Source organism: Streptomyces sp. NBC_00249 (assembly GCF_026342355.1).
Taxonomy (GTDB): domain Bacteria; phylum Actinomycetota; class Actinomycetes; order Streptomycetales; family Streptomycetaceae; genus Streptomyces.
On record NZ_JAPEMV010000002.1, the window covers coordinates 860,245 to 875,373 of the forward strand.

The window sequence follows — 15,129 nt, forward strand, 5'->3', positions numbered from 1 at the left end:
CCGCAGGACACTTGGCGCACGTTGCACGGAGCTCTCCGAGGAGGAACCGATGCGGGACAGCCATCGTGTCGAGGCCGAGCGTCTGCTGGCCCGGGCGGTCGAGGAGCAGGCCCGCAGAGGGGCGGCGGCGGGGGCCGGCGCCGTCGACGGGGAGGCGCTGCTGGCGCGCGGCCTGGAGGCCCTGGACGGGCTGGCCTCGGCGGCGGAGGAGGAGTACGCGGCGTACGTGGCGGCCCTGGACGAGGCGGCGGCCGGGGAGCAGTCGCTCGGTGAGGCGTTCCGGCGGGGCAACAGTTCGACGGCGCTGCTGGTGACGGCGGTCGCGGCCGTCGCGGCGGCGGGGGCGGACCTGGCGTTCGGTGTGGCGGCGGGGACGGCGGTCGGTACGGGCATCGTCGTGGGCGTCGCGGGGGCGGCCACCACGGTGGCGAAGGTGACGGCCCTGCACCTGCCGGCGGCGAACCGGCGCGCCGGGGCCGCGGGCCGCCCGGGCGGGGCGGAGCAGCTGAGGTTGCAGTGGCTGACGGCGCTGGAGGTGCGGGGGATACGGCCGTTCCTGGAGCAGCAGCGGCTGGTGGCGACGGCGGTACGCGTCCCCGCGCGCGGCCGGACGGCCGGGGTGAACGGCGTGAACGGCGTGAACGGTGTGGACGCGGGTGCGGGCGGCGGGGTCAACGGGGCCGGGCGCGGCAAGGGTGGCCCTGGCGGGGGGCCGCCGCTGCGCGGGGGCGACCGCAGCGCGGAGGCCCGGCGGCGCAGCGTGCTGGAGCAGTCGTTCGGGCAGCTCCCGGACTCGGGGGCGCTGTTCTCGGGGCGGCGTGCGGAGCTGACGCGGATCGCCCAGTGGGTGCAGGCGGCGCGGGCCAGTACGGAGACCCGGCCGGTGGTCGTGGTGCTGCACGGTGAGCCGGGGGTGGGGCGTACGGCGCTGGCGCTGCGGGCGGCGCAGGCGCTGCGGGACCAGTTCCGCGGGGCGTGCGTGGTGGACCTGCGGGGTGGGACGGCTCCGGGGGAGGCTCCGTTGTCGACCCGGGAGGCGTTGCTGCACCTGCTGAACCGGCTGGGCGCGCCGCGCGAGCAGCTGCTGTTCCGTGAGGGGGCGTCGGCGGAGCAGCAGGTGCGCCGGCTCGGGGAGCTGTACCACCAGCACCTCCAGGGGCTGCCGGTGACGGTGGTGCTGGACGACGCGGTGGACCCGGAGCAGGTGCGGCTGCTGGTGCCGGAGCGGTCCGAGAGTCTGGTGCTGGTCACGGCGCGGGAGCCGCTGGAGCTGCCCGCGGACCTGGGGGCGTGGGTGCACCAGCTGCCGGTGGTGCGGCTGGCGGAGCCGGAGGCGGCGGAGGTGCTGCGGTCCGGGGCGCGGGCGGCGGGTGAGGCGGCGCCGGGGGCCGGGGCGGAGGCGGGGCTGCTGGAGCTGGGTGCAGGGCTGCCGCTGGCGCTGCGGGTGCTGGCGCCGCTGGGTTCGGCGCGGGCGTCGGACGGCGGGGGCGGCGGCGACGGTGCGCTGGAGCACGCCCTGGACCTGGCGTACGCACGGCTGCCCGAGGAGCGGCGCCGGCTGCTGCGGCGCCTGACGCTGGCGGGCCGGGCTTCGCTGGGGGCGGCCGCGGCGGCGGCGCTGGCGGGCGCGGACCGGGTGGAGGCGGGGCGGCTGCTGGGGGACCTGGAGCGGGCGGGCCTGCTGGACCTCGTACGCGGGGAGCGGTACCGGATGCACGACGCGGTGCGCGCGTACGCGGCGGCGCGGCTGGCGGCGGACGAGGACCGGGCGGAGGCGGCGGCGGCCCACGAGCGGCTGATCCGGGACTACGCGAAGCTCGCGGACTCGGTGATCCGGATGGTCGACGGGAAGATGTCGACGCGGGCGGGCCAGTTCGGGGGGCACGGTTTCGCCTCCCTGGACGCGGCGCTGCGCTGGCTGGACGACGAGTCGAGCTTCATCACGGCGGCGCTGCGGCATTCGGAGGGGGTGGACCAGCAGGCGGTGCTGGACCTGCTGGGCGCGCTGTGCGACTTCTGTCTGCTGCGCGGGGACCTGTACCGGCTGGGTGAGATCAACGAGCTGGCGCGGGCCGTGGACCAGGGCAGACTGAACCGTTCGGTGCAGTGGCGTACGGGGATCGCGGCCCGGCAGCTGGGCGAGCTGGACAAGGCCCGTACGACGCTGGCGTCGGTGGTCGACCAGTACCGGGAGGCGGAGCAGGACGCGGGCGCGGGCATGGCGCTGATCTCGCTCGGCATCACCTTGCACCACCAGGGCAACCTGCCGGAGGCGGCGGCCCGGATCCGGGAGGCGCTGGTGCTCCAGGAGCCTCAGGAGCTGGCGGGCGACCGGGCCTGGGGGCTGCACGCGCTGGCGGCGGTGGAGCGCGACCGGGCGCACCTGGCGGAGGCGATGGCGCTGCTGGAGCAGTCCCTCGCCCTGCACCGGGAGAGCGAGAGCGTGCACGGCGAGGCGTGGGCGCACTTCCAGCTGGGGCAGGTGTACCTGCGTACGGGCGAGGTGCCGAGGGCGGAGGCGGAGCTGCGCCGGGCGCTGGAGCTGTACGGGCGCACGCGCGACGACCGGGGCGAGGCGTGGGCGCTGACCCAGCTGGGCCGGGCCCGGGTGGTGGACGGGGATCCGGGTCCGGCGCTGGAGCGGCTGCGGGAGGCGCTGGCCCGGCACCGGCTGGCGGAGGACGCGCGCGGCGAGGCGTGGACCCTGTACTACCTGGGGCAGGCGTTCGAGGAGGGCGGCGAGCGCGACAAGGCGGTGCGGGAGCTGGAGCGGTCCCGGACGATGTTCTCGCGGATGCGGGACGTGTACGGGCTGGCGCACGCCCGCTACCACTCGGGCCGGGTCACCCGTGACCTGCGGGCGGCGCAGACGGGCAACCTGAAGAACTCGGGGTTCGCCCGGCAGCTGCTGGTGGACGCGCGGGCGGACTTCCGGCGCATCGGGCTGGCGCACGGGGAGGCGTGGACCTGCCTGGAGCTGGCGGTGGTGGACGCGGGCAACGGCCGGGTGGCCCAGGCGGTGGGTCTGTGCGAGGACGCGGCGCGGCTGTTCGGCTCGTACCGGGACCGGCGCGGTGAGGACTGGGCGCGGTTCCTGCGGTGCACGCTGCTGCCGTACGCGGCCCCGGCGGGCGGGGCGGGCGGGGCGGGCGCGTGGGACCCGGCCGCGGCCGTGGAGGAGGCACGGGCCGGGCTGTCCGGGCTGGCGGCGGCCGCGCACCCGTTGCGGGACGGTCGGCTGGAGGACTGCCTGGAGACGTACGCGGTGGTCCTGGGGCGCGGGGTGGATCCGGCGGAGGGCTGGCAGGCGTGGCGCCTGGGCCTGATGCCGAACCTGCACTCGCAGGAGATCATGGGCGTCCCGGTCCCCCAGGCCTGACGGTCCGCCCCGGCGCGGGGCGGGCCGCCCGCCCGCAGGGCCCCCGACGGGGCGGACCCTGCGGAGCCGTGCCGGTCGGTCCTACGGGGCCCGGTTGCCGTCGCCCGCCGGAGCGGCGGCGGCCGCGGCCGGGGCGCCCGGCTCGGGGGCCTCCTGGAAGTTCACCCGGCCCATGTGCCGGCTCATCGACTTCATCAGGCCCCACACGCCCAGGGCGAGGGCGGCGAACACGATGAAGCCCAGGATTCCCGGGGTCACCTTGTTCTTGTCGAAGGTGTCGGCGGCCAGCGGAAGGTACTGGGTGATTGCTGCCTGCGTAGCGCTCATAGCGAAGCATTCTCCCGGATGCCCGCGAAGAGGTCGGACTCGGGGAGGGAAGTGTCGACGTGCGACTTCGCGAGCTCGTACTCCTCCGTGGGCCAGACCTCCTTCTGGACCTCCATCGGGACGCGGAACCAGCCGCCGTCCGGGTCGATCTGCGTGGCGTGTGCGATGAGGGCCTTGTCGCGGATCTCGAAGAAGTCGGCGCAGGGCACGTGCGTGGTCAGGGTCCGCTCGGTGCGCTCGAACTCCTTCCAGCGCTGGAGCCACTCCCCGTAGGGGGATTCCAGGCCGCGGGCGAGGAGCGCCTCGTGGAGGGCGACGGTGCGCGGCTTGTTGAAGCCCTGGTTGTAGTAGAGCTTCTGCGGCTGGTAGGCGGCGCCGTACTCGGCCTCGGGGAACTTGTCGGTGTCGGCCGCGCCGTCGAAGGCCACCATCGTGATCTTGTGGGTCATGATGTGGTCGGGGTGCGGGTAGCCGCCGTTCTCGTCGTACGTGGTGATGACCTGCGGCTTGAAGGCGCGGATCTTCTTCACCAGCTCGCCGGCGGCCTCCTCGACGTCCGCGAGCGCGAAGCAGCCCTCGGGCAGCGGCGGCAGCGGGTCGCCCTCGGGCAGGCCGGAGTCGACGTATCCCAGCCACTCCTGCTCGATGCCGAGGATCTGGCGCGCCTCGTCCATCTCCTTGGCGCGCACCTCGTGGATGTTCTCCTCGATGTACGTGTCGCCCTGGAGCTTGGGGTTCAGGACGGAGCCGCGCTCGCCGCCGGTGCAGGTCACGACGAGGACGGGCACCCCCTCGGACACGTACTTGGCCATGGTGGCCGCGCCCTTGCTCGACTCGTCGTCGGGGTGGGCGTGGACGGCCATCAGTCGAAGCTGCTCGGTCAAGACAGGATCCTCTGCGAATCGGGCGCGACGGGTCGGCTTCTATATTGACCCCTCCCCTCGGCAAACGACGAAGGGGATTCCCCGCCCCCGCATCGGGCCCGGCGGGTACGGGGGCACGTGCTGCGGGAACGTCGGCGCGCGGGGCTGCGGCCGTCGGGATCCGGCCAGGCCTCCAGCCGTCTCCGTCCGCCCGCCGACCGGTCCGCGAGGCCCGCACCGCGCGCGGGACGGGCAGGGGTCGGGCACGGGAGGGGCGCGGGAGGGGCGCCGGACACGTGCGCGGTGGGCGGGAAGCCCGGTTCCTCCCCGGCCGGGGCGCCGTGGCATGCTCCAGTGACAGGCTTCCGGCCCCCGCAGAGAGGAACGATCATGAGCGCGGTACGCGAAGGGCTCCCCGAGGGCCGCTACGGCCGGTCGGCCGACGAGCGTGCGGACCGGAAGCTCAAGATCGTCGGCTCGGTGCTCGGGGTCGGGCTGCTGGCCGTGGTCGGCTGGATCGGCTGGGACTACGTCGGCGGGCAGACGGTCAGCGCCGAGGTGATCAAGTTCCAGATCGTCTCGGCCTCCGAGGTCAAGGTGCACCTGGAGGTCCGCAAGGACGCCTCGGTCACCGGTGTCTGCACCCTCAGCTCCCAGGACGAGCAGCACGGCGAGGTGGGCCGCGCGGACTTCACCTTCGACCAGCGCGCGAAGCGGGTGGACGAGATGGTCACCCTGAAGACCACCGGCCGCGCCACGATGATCGAGCTGGTCGGCTGCCAGGCGGCGGGCTCCGCCCGCTGACGCCTCCGCCCGGGCACCCGCGTCCCGGCCGCCCCGGCCCCGGCTCCGCAGCCCCGGGCCGTCTTTGATCACGGCCCCGTCCGCCGCCTAGCATGCACACGCCATCCCCCCGTGCCGTGTCCAGCCGACGGAAGACCCCAGACACCCCATGCGACTCCAGCGGATATTCGCCGCCACCGCCGCCCTCGCCTCGCTCACCGCCCTGGCCACGGCCTGCGAGGACCCCGCCAAGGCGGGCCCGCCCGCCACCGCCCCCACCGCGACCCCCGGAGCCACCGCCGAGGCCTCCCCGGCCGCCCAGGCCTCCCCCGCCGGGAAGGGCGCCGCGCCGGCCTCGCTCGCCGAGGCGCAGGCGTACGTACAGAAGTACACCTCCTGCGAGAACCTGAGCACGGACCCGAACGACAGCCGGGTGAACCTCGCCGGGTACATCCCCGTCGGAACCTGGTCCGTCACCGAGCGCGGCATCTGCTCGGACAAGAACGAGCACGGCGAGATCGTCTTCGACATGGTCTCGGACATGAAGGCCCACCAGCAGGCCTATAAGGACCGCATCGCGCAGCGTCTCGCCGAGGGCTACTGGGACGCCGGCCTCTACGACCAGATCGTCGTCGGCAAGAGCTTCGCGCTCACCGCGACGAAGACCGGGACCACCCTGGCCCTCGTCAAGTCCGACCTGCGCGTCCTGGTCTGCAACCCGGACTTCGCCGTGCCGGAGGGCTACAAGAAGGAGAAGGCCCTGGTCGACGGCTGCGTCCTGACCGACTTCGTCAACAGCCGGGACGGCAAGGGCAGCCCCGTCAAGGGGCCGGGCCTGCCGAGCGCGGGCAGCATCGAAGAGCTGCGCAAGCTCGTCAGCCCGCAGCCGGTCGACTGCACGGACATGCTGGTCACCGACGAGCACGTCGAGTCGATCGACTACTTGCCGGTCGTCGGCCGCGACGGCCGGAGCGCCTGGGGCGTCAAGCAGCGGGCGATCTGCGGCCAGCTCGGCGGGGAGCGGCGCGCGCACAACCTGAACTGGCTGGACACCGTCTCCGACATGAAGACCCTCCAGGCCAGGTCCAAGGCGGCACAGCTGGCCGAGGTGGGGAAGCAGCGGAAGGCCACCCAGAGCAAGCTGCTGGTCGGCACGAACATCGCCGTGGAGACCAACAGCAAGAGCATCCGCCAGGGGCTCTACAAGCTGCGGTTCCTGCGCCTGGACTGCGAGCCCGGCTTCACCGCGCCGGCCGGCGCGCGGGTGGAGAAGGCACAGGTCGAAGGCTGCGTCCTGACCGACTTCGAGCGCCCGAGCTGACAGACGGCCGCCCGGGGCGTGCGCGGCGCGCCCCGGGGGGTGTCGACTGGGGTGATCCGTCATCCGAGCCCCAGGAGCCGACATGTCGCTGTTCATCCCGGATTTCGACGACTCCGTGGTCGTCCGCGCCGCCGAAGCGGAGGAGATCCACTACGGGCCGGACTCCTCCCTGCGCCTGCTGGCCGACAGCTCCACGGGCGGCGGGTTCCTGTCCACCATGCGCGTGAGCCTGCGGGCGGGCTCCGACGGCGCCCGCCCGCACCACCACGGCCGGTCCGCCGAGATGTTCTACATGATCGACGGAACGGCCCAGCTGCTGGCCGGCGACAAGGTGGTCACCGCCGAGGCCGGCGACCTGGTCGTCGTGCCGCCCGGGCAGCAGCACGCCTTCGCCGCCGCGCCCGGGGAGAGCGCCGAGATGCTGGTGGTCATCACGCCGGGGGTGGAGCGGTTCGAGTACTTCCGGCATCTGGAAAGGATCCGGCTCGGAGAGGTGTCGCCGGAGAGCCTGCTGGACATGCAGGAGGTGTACGACACGTACTTCGCGAGCAGCGCGCCCTGGGACTCCGCGCGTGCTCCCCGGACGCAATGACACACTTCATACACATGGTGTCCTCCCCCTTTTCTTCCCGAATTGTTAGGCTCGTGGTTTCGCCCGCCGCTGGCGGCTTTGTAGTCCCCTGTACCGACGAGGAGCACCCGTGACCCAGACGAGCGAGAGCGTCACCTGGCTGACCCAGGCGGCGTACGACCAGCTGAAGGCGGAGCTGGACTACCTCTCTGGTCCCGCACGCACGGAGATCGCGACGAAGATCGCAGCCGCCCGTGAGGAGGGCGACCTGCGTGAGAACGGCGGTTACCACGCGGCCAAGGAGGAGCAGGGCAAGCAGGAGCTCCGGGTGCGCCAGCTCACCCAGCTCCTGGAGAACGCGAAGGTCGGCACCGCGCCCGCGTCCGACGGCGTGGTCGCCCCCGGCACCCTGGTGACGATCGCCTTCGACGGCGACGAGGACGACACGCTGGAGTTCCTGCTGGCCTCCCGCGAGTACGCGTCCTCCGACTTCGAGACCTACTCCCCGCAGTCCCCGCTGGGCAGCGGCGTGAACGGCAAGAAGATCGGCGAGGACGCCCAGTACGAGCTGCCGAACGGCAAGAAGGCCACGGTCAAGATCCTGGCCGTGAAGCCCTTCACCGGCTGACCCCACCCGTACGCGTACCCGTACGCGAGAGCCCCCGCCGGACCCGGTCCGGCGGGGGCTCTCGCGTTCCCGGGCTCAGACGGTCGCCGAGCGGTACTTGCGCACGGCCAGGGTGCGGAACACCACGACGATCAGCAGCGACCAGAGGACCGACGCGGTCACCGGGTGCTCCATGGGCCAGGCGTCCGACGGGGACACCCCCGGGTTGCCGAACAGCTCGCGGCACGCCTGCACCGTCGCGCTGAAGGGGTTCCACTCCGCGATGGGCTGGAGCCAGCCGGCCATGTTCTCGGTGGGTACGAAGGCGTTGGAGATGAACGTGACGGGGAACAGCCAGATCAGCCCGCCCGAGGTGGCGGCCTCCGGGGTGCGGACGGACAGCCCGATCAGCGCCCCGATCCAGGAGAAGGCGTAGCCCAGCAGGAGGAGCAGGACGAAGCCGGCCAGCGCCTTGGGGACGCCCTCGTGGATGCGCCAGCCGACCAGGAGCGCCACGATCGCCAGGACGACCATGGTCAGGGCGGTCTGTACGAGGTCCGCGAGGGTGCGGCCGGTGAGGACGGCGCCGCGGGCCATCGGCAGGGAGCGGAACCGGTCGATCAGGCCCTTGTGCATGTCGTCCGCGATGCCCGCGCCCGCTCCGGCGGTGGCGAAGGTGACGGTCTGGGCGAAGATGCCGGCCATCAGGAAGTTCCGGTAGTCGCTGGCGCTGGTCGAGCCGCCGATCATCATCGAGCCGCCGAAGACGTAGCTGAACAGCACGACGAACATGATCGGCTGGATCAGCCCGAAGATGACCATCTCGGGGATCCGGGACATCCGGATGAGGTTGCGCCTGGCGATGACCAGGGAGTCGGTGACGCTCTGGGCGATGCCGCCGCGCGGGCGGGGGGCGGCGTGTTCCGCGGTCTGCGAGGTGATGGTCACTTCGCCGCCTCCTCGTCCAGGGCCTTCTCGGCGGCGTGGCCGGTGAGGGAGATGAACACGTCGTCGAGGGTGGGGCGGCGCAGGGCGATGTCGTCGATCTCGATGCCCCGGCCGTCCAGTTCGCGGATGACCTCGGCGAGCAGCTTGGCGCCGCCCGTCACCGGGACGGTGAGCTTGCGCGTGTGCTCCTCGACGGCGGTCTCGCCCTTGCCGAAGCCGGCCAGGACGGCGCGGGCGGTGGGGATGTGGTCGCGTTCGTGGACGACGACCTCGACGCGTTCGCCGCCCGTACGGGCCTTGAGCTGGTCGGAGGTGCCGCGGGCGATGACCTTGCCCTGGTCGACGACGCAGATGTCGTGGGCGAGGCGGTCGGCCTCCTCCAGGTACTGGGTGGTGAGCAGCAGGGTGGTGCCGCCCGCGACGAGTTCCTCGATGACGTCCCACAGGGCCTGGCGGTTGCGGGGGTCGAGGCCGGTGGTGGGCTCGTCCATGAACATGACGGGCGGGCGGACGACGAGGGCGGCCGCGAGGTCGAGGCGCCTGCGCATGCCGCCGGAGTAGGTCTTGGCGGTGCGGTCGGCGGCGTCGGCGAGGTTGAAGCGTTCGAGGAGTTCGACGGCGCGGGCCTTGGCCGCCCTGGCGCCCATCTGGTAGAGCCGGCCGACCATCTGGAGGTTCTCGCGGCCGGTGAGGTACTCGTCGACGGCGGCGAACTGGCCGGAGAGGCCTATGGAGCGGCGGACTTCGTTGGGGTGCTTGAGGACGTCGATCCCGGCGACGACGGCCCTGCCGCTGTCGGGCTGGAGGAGGGTGGTCAGGACGCGGACTGTCGTGGTCTTTCCGGCGCCGTTGGGGCCGAGCAGGCCCAGCACGGTGCCTTCGGGGACATCGAGGTCCACGCCGTCCAGAGCCCGTACGTCACCGAAGGCCTTGACCAGGCCTTCGGCGTAGATGGCGCCTGGCATAAGGATGCTCCCAGTGCGAATCGAAAAACGCCTGAATGGGGATGTTCCTCCGCAAATCCTAGGTGCGGCGGGCAGGCCGCGCCCGGTGCTCCGGCACCCTAACGCGTCATATCGCGTCGCGCCACGGGTTTGTTTGTCCGGGGTGTCACCCGTGGGGTGTCCTCAGCTCATGACCCGGTAGCCCGCGGCGTGCAGGGAGCGCGCGACCTGCGCGCAGTGCTCCGGCCCCTTCGTCTCCAGGTGCAGCTCCACCTCGACCTCGGTGAGCCCCAGGCGCGGGTCGGTGCGTACGTGGCTGACGTCCTGCACGTTCGCGTCGACCGTCGACAGCACCCCCAGCAGCCCGGCCAGGGCGCCCGGCCGGTCGGTGACGCGCAGCCGCAGCGACAGGTAGCGGCCGGCCGCCGCCATGCCGTGCCGCAGGATCCGCTGGAGCAGCAGCGGGTCGACGTTCCCGCCGGACAGGACGGCGACCACCGGGCCGCCGCCGTACAGTTCGGGCTCGCTGAGCAGGGCCGCGACGGGGCTGCACCCGGCCGGCTCGACGACCAGCTTGGCCCGCTCCAGGCAGAGCAGCAGGGCGGAGGACAGGGCGTCCTCCGACACCGTCCGTACGTCGTCCAGCAGCTCGGCGATGATCGTGAAGGGCACGTCGCCGGGGCGGCCGACCTTGATGCCGTCCGCCATCGTCGTCGGGTTCTCGATCGACACCGGGTGCCCGACCTTCAGCGAGGGCGGGTACGCGGCCGCGCCCGCCGCCTGCACGCCCACGACCCGTACGTCCGGCCGCAGCGCCTTCACCGCGACGGCGACCCCGGCGGCGAGCCCGCCGCCGCCGATGCCGACGAGGATCGTGCGGACCTCGGGGCACTGCTCCAGGATCTCCAGGCCCACCGTGCCCTGCCCGGCGATGATGTCGCGGTGGTCGAAGGGGTGGATGAACACCGCGCCGGTCCGGTCGGCGTACTCCTGGGCGGCCGCCAGGGTCTCGTCGACGACCTGCCCGTGCAGGCGCACCTCCGCGCCGTACTCCTGGGTCGCGGCCACCTTGGGCAGCGGGGCCCCGACCGGCATGAACACGGTGGAGCGGACCCCCAGCAGGGAGGAGGCCAGGGCCACGCCCTGCGCGTGGTTGCCGGCGCTGGCGGCGACGACGCCCGCCGCGCGCTGCTCGGGGCGCAGGCCCGCGATGCGCACGTAGGCCCCGCGCAGCTTGAAGGAGCCGGTGCGCTGGAGGTTCTCGCACTTGAGGTGGACCGGAGAGCCGGTCAGGGCCGTCAGGTGCCTGCTGCCCTCCATCGCGGTCACCCGGGACACCCCCGACAGCATCTTCTGGGCCCCCCGCACGTCGTCGAGGATGACCTGCGGTACGGGCGTGGGCACGCGGTAGTTCATGCGGCCAGTCTGGCAGCCTGCGGCGATCACGGCTCATGGGCGAAATCACGCCATCCGGGACAGCCCCGGGGCGGCCCCGGCCACGGGCCGTATCAGTTGTCAAACACGGCGTACGTGCCGCCGTACGGCCGCGTACTCTGTCCCCCATCCTTGTCGGCCCCATGCGAAGAGAGCCCACGGCCATGCCCTCCATCCCGGCCAGTTCCGACCTGCCCGCAGCGGCCGAAGCGCCCGCCGGATCCGGTCTCCTCGACGCGCTCCAGCACCAGGTGGCCGTCTTCGCCCGCCGCGCCGAGCAGACCCGCCTGGGGGGTGTCGGCCAGGCCCGCAACTCGATGGACCGCGCCGCCTACCTGCTGCTGAACCGGCTCGACCTGGAAGGCCCGATGGGTGTGAAGGCCCTCGCCGGCGGGATGGGCATCGACTCCTCCACCGTCACCCGGCAGGTCGCCCCGCTCGTCGACGCCGGCCTGGTCAAGCGCACCTCGCACCCCGAGGACGGCCGGGCCGTGGTCCTCGCCCTGTCCCCGCGCGGGCTGGCCCGCCTGGAGGAGGTCCGCTCCTCGCGCCGCGAGCTGATGGCCCGGGTGACGGAGGGCTGGGACGAGCCGGAGCGCGAGGCGTTCACCACCCTGCTGACCCGGTTCAACCTCTCGCTGTCGGAGCTGATGGCGGCCGCCTCCGAGGGCGGCCCCGCCTCCTGACCGACCCGGCCCCTCCCGCGCCGATCCCGCCGTGTCCGACCCCTTGACCCAGGTGGTGCCACCGGCCCCACCATGTGTGCTGTGGACCGGCGTTCGGGGCGCGACCCGGAATTCGAGGCCTTCGTCGCGGGTGCGGCGGGGCGGCTGCTGCATGTCGCCGTCCTGCTGACGGCCGAGCCCGCCGAGGCGGCGCCCGCCGCCCGCCGGATCCTGGCGGGCGCGCTGGCCCGTACGTACGCGCACTGGGAGCGGCTGCGCGGGGACGACCCGTACGACCACACCCGCCAGGAGCTGTGCGCCGCCTACGCCCGGAGCGCGCGGCGGCTGCCCGCCGGTACGGGGGTGCTGGCGCGGCTGAACCCGCTGGAGCGGCTCGTCCTGGTCATGCGGATCTACGAGGGCGTCGCCGAGGAGGTCACGGCCGCCCAGCTGGGGTTGCCGCCGGAGCGGGTCGAGGCCGTGTGCAACCGGGCGGTGGCCACGATGCGCGCCCCGGAACCCGGCTCCGCTCCGGCAGAGGGTGCGCGGGGTGCCGCATGAGCGCCTACGGACGTAAGGAAGCCCAGGTCAGACAGTTGCTGGAGGGTCCGCACCCGGCGGTCCCGGCCGGGCTCGCGGCGAGCGCCGCGCACCACGGCAAGCGGCTGCTGCGCCGCCGCCGGGCGCTGCGCCGCTTCGGCTGGTGCGTGCTGTGGGCGGCGGCGGTGGCCTTCACGGTGTGGGCCGTGCTGACGCAGCCGTGGGTCACGCCGCCGAGCGACGTCTCCCCGCCCCTGGAGGGCTGGTAGGCCGGTCTCCAGGGGCCGGGCGCGGCGGGGTTCTAGCCCAGGGCCTGGGTGAGGTCCGCGATGAGGTCGTCGGCGTTCTCGATGCCGACGGAGACGCGGATCAGGTCCGCCGGGACCTCCAGGGCCGAGCCGGCCACCGAGGCGTGGGTCATGCGGCCCGGGTGCTCGATGAGGGACTCGACGCCGCCGAGGGACTCGGCGAGCGTGAAGATCTTCGTACGGCCGCAGACCGCGACGGCCTCGTCCTCGCCGCCGGCGACCTGGAAGGAGATCATGCCGCCGAAGTTGCGCATCTGCTTGGCGGCGACCTCGTGGCCCGGGTGCTCGGGCAGGCCCGGGTAGAGGACCTTGGTGACCTTCGGGTGGCGCTTGAGCACCTCGACGATCTTCGTGGCGTTCTCCGCGTGCCGGTCCATGCGCACCGCGAGGGTCTTGATGCCGCGCAGGACGACCCAGGAGTCGAAGGGGCCGGCGACGGCGCCCATCGCGTTCTGGTGGTAGGCCAGCTCCTCGCCGAGCGCCTCGTCGGCGGTGACCAGGGCGCCGCCGACGACGTCGGAGTGGCCGCCCATGTACTTGGTCAGGGAGTGCACGACCACGTCGGCGCCGAGCGCCAGGGGCTGCTGGAGGTAGGGGGACGCGAAGGTGTTGTCGACGACCAGCTTGGCGCCGGCGGTGCGCGCGATGTCGGCGACCACCGCGATGTCGGTGATGCCGAGGAGCGGGTTCGAGGGGGTCTCGACCCAGATCAGCTTGGTCTTCGGGGTGAGGGCCGCGCGGACGGAGGCCGCGTCGGAGGTGTCGGCCACCGACCACTCCACGCCCCAGCGGGAGACGACCTTCGCGAAGAGGCGGAAGGTGCCGCCGTAGGCGTCGTTGGGGATGACCACGTGGTCGCCCGGGGACAGCAGCGTGCGCAGCAGGCAGTCCTCGGCGGCGAGCCCGGACGCGAAGGCGAGGCCGCGCCGGCCGCCCTCCAGCGCCGCGAGGTTCTCCTCCAGCGCGGTGCGCGTGGGGTTGCCGCTGCGGCTGTACTCGTAGCCGCCGCGCAGTCCGCCCACGCCGTCCTGCTTGTACGTGGACACCTGGTAGATCGGGGGGACGACCGCACCGGTCTGCGGGTCCGCCGTGTTGCCCGCGTGGATCGCGCGGGTCTCGAAGCTCTGGTGCTCGTGGCTGTCGTCGCTCATGGGCCGATGCTATGCCCCGTCAGAGCCGTGGTCCTCTCCTGGCCGTACGGGGCCCGCGACCAGGGACGGCCCAGGGGTGCATTGGCCTTTCCCCCGCCGCGTCTGGTTCGCTGGGAGGTATGGAAATTCTTGTGGTCCTGACGGGGTCCGCGATTCTCGCGGCCGTGCTCGTCTCGTACATACGGGCCAGGCGGGGCGGCGCCGACGGCGGCATCCGCCGGGCCGCGCCGGGCAGCCCCGACGCCGCGGACCCCGCGAACTACGGGTTCGTCCGCGAGGAGCAGCTCGACGTCCGGCTGCCGGGGCCCGACCAGGACCTGCTGGACGCGCTCGGCAACGTCCAGCGCAGCGGGCAGTGGCAGGCGGCGTCAGGGCTGCTCGCCGGGACCCCGAAGGAGGGCGAGCAGCGCTGGCAGCGGGTGCAGTCCTTCGGCGGGGCGGCGGCGCTGGAGCTGGCGGCGCAGCCCGGGGCGGGCGCGCCCTGGCTGAAGGCCTGGCGGCTGGAGGCGGGGAAGGACGCGGGCGGCGCCCAGGTGCACGCGGAGCTGCTGGTGCAGCAGGCGTGGCGGGCCTCGGGCGGGGTCGGCTCGGCCGACCACCGGATCATGCTGGAGGAGGCGCGGGAGTCCTGCCGCAGGGCGGCGCTGCTGGCGCCGGGCGACCCGGTGCCGTTCATCACGGAACTGGCCATCGCGCGGGCGCTGCACTACCCGGAGGCGGAGTTCGACGCACTGTGGGCGAAGGTCATGGACCTGGCCCCGCAGCACATGGGCGCGCACCTGGCGGCCCTGCAGTACTGGTGCGAGAAGTGGCACGGCTCCCGGGAGAAGGCCGACGCCTTCGCGCACGCGGCGGCGGCCCGCGCCCCGCAGGGTTCGCTGCTGGCGGCGCTGCCGCTGTTCGCGGTGCACGAGCACCTGCCCGAGGTGAACCTCGTCAACAGCTTCTGGCAGAGCGCCGTGGTCACGCGGGCCGTGGAGGGCGCCCTGTTCGCGGTGCACCAGGCGCGGGCGGACGACCCGATGCTGGCGCACGTACGGCACATGCTGCTGGCGTTCCTGGTGAACATGGAGCGCTGGGCGGAGGCCGTCGAGCAGGTGCGGCACGTCGACGGGTACGTGGGCGCCCTGCCGTGGTCGGCGAACACGGAACCGGCGGCGACGTACGCGGTGTACCGGGCGCTGGCCGTGGCCGGGTACGAGGCGAACGGCGGCTCCCCGGCGACGCTGCCGCGCTGACGCGGCGGGGGCGGGGGCGGGGGCCGGGGCCGTCCTGGACCCCGCCCCAC

At 73.5% G+C, this 15,129-nt stretch carries 15 protein-coding genes; 9 read left to right on the top strand and 6 right to left on the bottom strand.

Annotated features, from left to right (window positions below; translation table 11 throughout):
- Positions 1-49: 49 nt before the first annotated feature.
- Positions 50-3,379 (top strand): tetratricopeptide repeat protein, encoded by a 3,330-nt coding sequence (locus tag OOK31_RS12725; protein WP_267012554.1) that lies wholly within the window; start codon positions 50-52, stop codon positions 3,377-3,379.
- Positions 3,380-3,460: 81 nt separating this feature from the next.
- On the opposite strand, the gene OOK31_RS12730 is transcribed toward OOK31_RS12725, so the two are convergent.
- Together OOK31_RS12730 and mca are read right to left on the bottom strand one after the other, a co-directional pair.
- Positions 3,461-3,706 carry a hypothetical protein gene (locus OOK31_RS12730; protein WP_267012555.1) on the bottom strand — a complete coding sequence of 82 codons (246 nt, stop codon included), beginning with the start codon at positions 3,704-3,706 and terminating at the stop codon, positions 3,461-3,463.
- Positions 3,703-4,590 carry a mycothiol conjugate amidase Mca gene (gene mca, locus OOK31_RS12735; protein ID WP_267012556.1) on the bottom strand — a complete coding sequence of 296 codons (888 nt, stop codon included), beginning with the start codon at positions 4,588-4,590 and terminating at the stop codon, positions 3,703-3,705. Before mca ends, OOK31_RS12730 begins: the two co-directional genes overlap by 4 nt.
- A gap of 369 nt (positions 4,591-4,959) precedes the next feature.
- Between mca and OOK31_RS12740 the strand changes: the two genes are divergently transcribed.
- The 4 genes from OOK31_RS12740 to greA all read left to right on the top strand — a co-directional run bounded on the left by OOK31_RS12740 (position 4,960) and on the right by greA (position 7,872).
- The gene (locus tag OOK31_RS12740) at positions 4,960-5,373 is read left to right on the top strand and encodes a DUF4307 domain-containing protein (RefSeq protein ID WP_267012557.1); all 414 of its coding nucleotides are present in this window, start codon (positions 4,960-4,962) and stop codon (positions 5,371-5,373) included.
- Between the two features lie 148 nt (positions 5,374-5,521).
- Positions 5,522-6,673 carry a hypothetical protein gene (locus tag OOK31_RS12745; protein WP_267012558.1) on the top strand — a complete coding sequence of 384 codons (1,152 nt, stop codon included), beginning with the start codon at positions 5,522-5,524 and terminating at the stop codon, positions 6,671-6,673.
- 82 nt (positions 6,674-6,755) lie between these two features.
- Positions 6,756-7,265, top strand: coding sequence for a cupin domain-containing protein (locus tag OOK31_RS12750; RefSeq protein ID WP_267012559.1), 510 nt, complete (start codon positions 6,756-6,758; stop codon positions 7,263-7,265).
- A gap of 109 nt (positions 7,266-7,374) precedes the next feature.
- Positions 7,375-7,872, top strand: coding sequence for a transcription elongation factor GreA (gene greA, locus OOK31_RS12755; protein WP_267012560.1), 498 nt, complete (start codon positions 7,375-7,377; stop codon positions 7,870-7,872).
- Between the two features lie 75 nt (positions 7,873-7,947).
- Here the strand turns inward: greA and OOK31_RS12760 are convergent, their stop codons facing one another.
- The 3 genes from OOK31_RS12760 to ilvA form a co-directional block, all read right to left on the bottom strand.
- Complete coding sequence (locus OOK31_RS12760) at positions 7,948-8,799, bottom strand: ABC transporter permease (RefSeq protein ID WP_267012561.1); 852 nt, start codon at positions 8,797-8,799, stop codon at positions 7,948-7,950.
- The gene (locus tag OOK31_RS12765) at positions 8,796-9,764 is read right to left on the bottom strand and encodes an ATP-binding cassette domain-containing protein (RefSeq protein WP_267012562.1); all 969 of its coding nucleotides are present in this window, start codon (positions 9,762-9,764) and stop codon (positions 8,796-8,798) included. Before OOK31_RS12765 ends, OOK31_RS12760 begins: the two co-directional genes overlap by 4 nt.
- A 162-nt stretch (positions 9,765-9,926) precedes the next feature.
- Complete coding sequence (gene ilvA, locus OOK31_RS12770) at positions 9,927-11,159, bottom strand: threonine ammonia-lyase (protein ID WP_267012563.1); 1,233 nt, start codon at positions 11,157-11,159, stop codon at positions 9,927-9,929.
- 182 nt (positions 11,160-11,341) lie between these two features.
- Between ilvA and OOK31_RS12775 the strand changes: the two genes are divergently transcribed.
- The 3 genes from OOK31_RS12775 to OOK31_RS12785 all read left to right on the top strand — a co-directional run bounded on the left by OOK31_RS12775 (position 11,342) and on the right by OOK31_RS12785 (position 12,651).
- Positions 11,342-11,863 carry a MarR family winged helix-turn-helix transcriptional regulator gene (locus OOK31_RS12775; protein ID WP_267012564.1) on the top strand — a complete coding sequence of 174 codons (522 nt, stop codon included), beginning with the start codon at positions 11,342-11,344 and terminating at the stop codon, positions 11,861-11,863.
- A gap of 72 nt (positions 11,864-11,935) precedes the next feature.
- On the top strand, positions 11,936-12,403 hold the full coding sequence (locus tag OOK31_RS12780) for a sigma factor-like helix-turn-helix DNA-binding protein (protein ID WP_267012565.1): 468 nt from the start codon (positions 11,936-11,938) through the stop codon (positions 12,401-12,403).
- Entirely contained in the window at positions 12,400-12,651 is a 252-nt protein-coding gene (locus tag OOK31_RS12785) for a hypothetical protein (protein WP_267012566.1), read from the top strand. The genes OOK31_RS12780 and OOK31_RS12785 overlap by 4 nt, the downstream gene beginning before the upstream one ends.
- A gap of 32 nt (positions 12,652-12,683) precedes the next feature.
- On the opposite strand, the gene OOK31_RS12790 is transcribed toward OOK31_RS12785, so the two are convergent.
- Positions 12,684-13,841 carry a cystathionine gamma-synthase gene (locus OOK31_RS12790; protein WP_267012567.1) on the bottom strand — a complete coding sequence of 386 codons (1,158 nt, stop codon included), beginning with the start codon at positions 13,839-13,841 and terminating at the stop codon, positions 12,684-12,686.
- A 119-nt stretch (positions 13,842-13,960) separates the two neighbouring features.
- Between OOK31_RS12790 and OOK31_RS12795 the strand changes: the two genes are divergently transcribed.
- Entirely contained in the window at positions 13,961-15,079 is a 1,119-nt protein-coding gene (locus OOK31_RS12795) for a hypothetical protein (protein ID WP_267012568.1), read from the top strand.
- The last annotated feature ends 50 nt before the right edge of the window (positions 15,080-15,129 follow it).

Coding starts and splice junctions, on each gene's coding strand:
- OOK31_RS12730 (WP_267012555.1), bottom strand. CDS start 3,706: ATGAGCGCTACGCAGGCAGCAATCACCCAGTACCTTCCGCTGGCCGCC.
- ilvA (WP_267012563.1), bottom strand. CDS start 11,159: ATGAACTACCGCGTGCCCACGCCCGTACCGCAGGTCATCCTCGACGAC.
- OOK31_RS12775 (WP_267012564.1), top strand. CDS start 11,342: ATGCCCTCCATCCCGGCCAGTTCCGACCTGCCCGCAGCGGCCGAAGCG.
- OOK31_RS12790 (WP_267012567.1), bottom strand. CDS start 13,841: ATGAGCGACGACAGCCACGAGCACCAGAGCTTCGAGACCCGCGCGATC.
- OOK31_RS12725 (WP_267012554.1), top strand. CDS start 50: ATGCGGGACAGCCATCGTGTCGAGGCCGAGCGTCTGCTGGCCCGGGCG.
- OOK31_RS12780 (WP_267012565.1), top strand. CDS start 11,936: ATGTGTGCTGTGGACCGGCGTTCGGGGCGCGACCCGGAATTCGAGGCC.
- OOK31_RS12785 (WP_267012566.1), top strand. CDS start 12,400: ATGAGCGCCTACGGACGTAAGGAAGCCCAGGTCAGACAGTTGCTGGAG.
- OOK31_RS12740 (WP_267012557.1), top strand. CDS start 4,960: ATGAGCGCGGTACGCGAAGGGCTCCCCGAGGGCCGCTACGGCCGGTCG.
- OOK31_RS12765 (WP_267012562.1), bottom strand. CDS start 9,764: ATGCCAGGCGCCATCTACGCCGAAGGCCTGGTCAAGGCCTTCGGTGAC.
- OOK31_RS12795 (WP_267012568.1), top strand. CDS start 13,961: ATGGAAATTCTTGTGGTCCTGACGGGGTCCGCGATTCTCGCGGCCGTG.
- OOK31_RS12750 (WP_267012559.1), top strand. CDS start 6,756: ATGTCGCTGTTCATCCCGGATTTCGACGACTCCGTGGTCGTCCGCGCC.
- OOK31_RS12745 (WP_267012558.1), top strand. CDS start 5,522: ATGCGACTCCAGCGGATATTCGCCGCCACCGCCGCCCTCGCCTCGCTC.